This is a genomic window from Microbacterium umsixpiens, from assembly GCF_053543675.1.
In genome coordinates, this window is sequence record NZ_JBLVOH010000142.1 from 3,325 (window position 1) to 6,573 (window position 3,249).

The 3,249-nt window shown below is 69.8% G+C and carries 3 protein-coding genes; 1 reads left to right on the forward strand and 2 read right to left on the reverse strand.

Annotation, left to right across the window (positions count from 1 at the left end; all coding sequences use genetic code 11):
• Positions 1-3 precede the first annotated feature (3 nt).
• Both ACNPM4_RS14160 and ACNPM4_RS14165 read right to left on the reverse strand, forming a co-directional pair.
• Positions 4-1,425 (reverse strand): aminopeptidase P family protein, encoded by a 1,422-nt coding sequence (locus ACNPM4_RS14160; RefSeq protein WP_448986078.1) that lies wholly within the window; start codon positions 1,423-1,425, stop codon positions 4-6.
• 37 nt (positions 1,426-1,462) lie between these two features.
• Positions 1,463-2,485 carry an endonuclease/exonuclease/phosphatase family protein gene (locus ACNPM4_RS14165; RefSeq protein WP_448986079.1) on the reverse strand — a complete coding sequence of 341 codons (1,023 nt, stop codon included), beginning with the start codon at positions 2,483-2,485 and terminating at the stop codon, positions 1,463-1,465.
• 99 nt (positions 2,486-2,584) lie between these two features.
• On the opposite strand from ACNPM4_RS14165, the gene ACNPM4_RS14170 reads away from it, so the two are divergent.
• On the forward strand, positions 2,585-3,249 hold a 665-nt coding region (locus ACNPM4_RS14170), incomplete at its 3' end, for a PHP domain-containing protein (protein WP_448986080.1).

Below are 3,249 nucleotides of genomic sequence, written 5' to 3' on the forward strand. Positions count from 1 at the left end.
GTGTCAGCCCTGTAGCCGGGCGATCCACGCCTCGACCTCGTCGGCCGTGCGCGGGATGTCCGCCGACAGGTTGACCGGGCCGTCCTCGGTCATGAGGATGTCGTCCTCGATGCGCACGCCGATCCCGCGGAGCTCGGCCGGAACCGTCAGGTCGTCGATCTGGAAGTACAGGCCGGGCTCGATCGTGAACACCATGCCGGGGGCCAGGATGCCGTCGTAGTACATCTCCCGACGTGCCTGCGCGCAGTCGTGCACATCGATGCCGAGGTGGTGCGAGGTGCCGTGCACCATGTACCGGCGGTGCTGGCCGCCCTTGTCTGCATCGAGCGCCTCCTCGGCGGTGACCGGAAGCAGGCCCCACTCGGCGGTGCGCTCGGCGATGACCTTCATGGCCGCGCCGTGCACATCGCGGAACCGCACACCGATCCGCGCCGCAGCGAAGGCCGCATCCGCTGCTTCGCGCACCGTTTCGTACACGCGGCGCTGCACCTCGGTGAACGTGCCGGAGACGGGAAGCGTGCGGGTGATGTCGGCCGTGTACAGGCTGTCGGCCTCGACACCGGCATCGACCAGGATCAGGTCGCCGGGGACGACGGTGCCGTCGTTGCGCGTCCAGTGCAGGTAGCAGGCGTGGGGACCCGAGGCGGCGATCGTGTCGTAGCCCTCGCCGTTGCCGTCTTCGCGGGCCCGGCGGTGGAACACTCCTTCGACGACGCGCTCGCCGCGGGCGTGGGCGACGGCGGCGGGAAGCTCGCGGATGATGTCGTCGAACCCGTCGGCCGTGATCTCGACCGCACGGCGCATCTCGGCGATCTCGAACTCGTCCTTGATGAGGCGCAGCTCGGAGACGAATCGGGTCAGCGCCTCGTCGTCTTCGAGCACGAGCTCGCCCGCCACAGCCTCGAGCTCGTCGAGGTGGGCGGTGGCGATGTCGAGGTCGGCGGCGACGCCGGCCAGGGACGGGCGGGGGCCGATCCAGAACTCGCCGACCGTGGCATCGGCGTAGAACTCGGTCGTCGTCCGGTCGGCACGCTCGCGGAAGAAGAGCGTGATGTCATGCCCCGAGTCGGTGGGCGCGAAGACCAGTACCGAGTCGGGCTCCGCGTCCGACGCCCATCCGGTGAGGTGCGCGAAGGCGGAGTGCGCCCGGAAGACGTAGTCGGTGTCGTTGCTGCGCTGCTTGAGGGAGCCGGCGGGGATCACCAGGCGCTTGCCGGGGAACGCGGCCGAGACGGCGGCACGGCGGACGGCGGCGTAGGCGGCCTGTGCGCGGGGAGCCGGAAGGGTCTCCGGGCGCTCGGCCCAGCCGGTGGAGATGGTGTCGAGGAAGCCCTGAGGGAACGGCTGCTTGCGGTTCGTGGTGCTGTTCTCGGCCGATGCTTCGACGGTGGGTTCTGCGATCGTGTCGCGCTCTCCGGTGCTCATCCCTCCAGTCTGTCATCTGCAGGGAGTGCACGGGAGTTCAGCCGGCGGGCTCCAGCTGCACGACGAGCGCGCGGTGGTCGCTGCCGCCGGCATCGTCGAGGACGACGGAGCCGGTCGGAGTCCAGTTCTGCGAGGCCATCACGTGGTCGATCGGCGCACCGGCGAGCGGCGGGAGCGAGCTCGGCCAGGTGCCGGTGACTCCGTTGCCGGTGCGCGCCGCCACATCACGGCAGTAGCCGATGTCGCCGCCCTCCACGCCGAGACCGGCCATGTGGTCGATCGTCGCGTTGAAGTCTCCCGCCAGGATGAAGTCCCCCTGCGGGCACTGGTCGGCGATCCACTGCAGATCGGTCTGCCACTGCTGCATCTCTTCCATGCGCGGTGCGACCGCGTGCACGGCGACGATCGTGGGACCTTCGCCGTCGATCGGCATCAGGACGACGCTGGGCACGGAACCCGTGTTGCTGGTGCCGTCCTTCGCCGACTCGATGACGGAGTACTCGCCGAGGTCGGGGGCGACCAGGACCGTGGTCTGCCAGGATTGCGGTCCGTCCTGTACATCGGGGCGGAACTGCACGTGGTGCACCCACATCGGGTGCCCCTGCTCCCTCAACATGATCGCGATCCGCTCACCGACCTCTTCGGTGGTCTCGGGCAGCGCGACCACGTCCGCGCCCTGGTCGAGGATCCGCTGTGCGATCACGTCGGCCGACACGGCCTCGCCCGCGGTGTTCCAGGTGAGCACTCGGACGCTGCTGTCGGTCTTCTCCGGAAGGGCGGTCGCTCCGAAGCCCCTGTTGGCTCCGATCAGTGCGGTGGCGCTCGCTCCCAGCAGGGCGACGATCAGCACCGACGCGGCGAACCCGCGAAGCGGACGCGCGAACAACAGCAGGAGGGCGAGCACCACGATGATGAGGAAGCCGCCGAGAACCAGGCCGCGGACGGAGACGAGCTGGGCGAAGGGATAAGTCTGCTCGAGGTGGAAGAACTGCGGCCACACCACGATCGCCGTCGCGATCGCGAGCAGGACGGTGAAGAGGATCCCCAGTAGTCGAAACATCCCCTCCAGCCTAGAAGCGCCGCCTGTGAAGTCCCTGCCCCGACATCCACTCCGTGCGCCTCCGCGCCCGGCGACGGTCGCGCTCGGTACGCTCGGAGGATGGCCACTCCGTCCGCCGGGTTCACCGGTCCCGCCGACCTGCACCTGCACTCGCACCAGTCCGACGGCACGGAGTCTCCGGCCGAGGTGATGCGGCAGGTTCATGCGCACGGGATCCGCACGGCCGCGCTCACCGACCACGACCGCTCCACCGGGTGGGCCGAGGCGGGCGATGCGGCCGTCGCGCTCGGAATGACCTTCATCCCCGGAATGGAGCTCTCGGCGAAGCACGAATGGCGCAGCGTGCATGTGCTGGGCTACCTCTTCGACCCCGAGAACGCGGCCCTGCGCGCCGAGACCGATCGCATCCGCGGAGACCGGATCGGCCGTGCCGAGCGGATCGTCCGGAACATCGGCCGGGATTACGACCTGGACTGGGAGGACGTCGTCGCGCAGACGAACCTGGACGCGACGGTGGGGCGCCCCCACATCGCCGACGCGCTGATCGCCCGCGGCATCGTCCGCGACCGGACCGAGGCGTTCGACGGCATCCTGCACCCGCGCGAGGGGTACTACGAGCCGCACTATGCGCCGGATCCCCTCACCGCCGTACGCCTGATCACCCAGGCCGGGGGAGTGGCCGTCATCGCGCACCCCGTGACGTCGGGCCGCGACCGGATGATGCCGGTGCCGTTCATCGAGCGACTGATCGCCGCCGGCCTCGG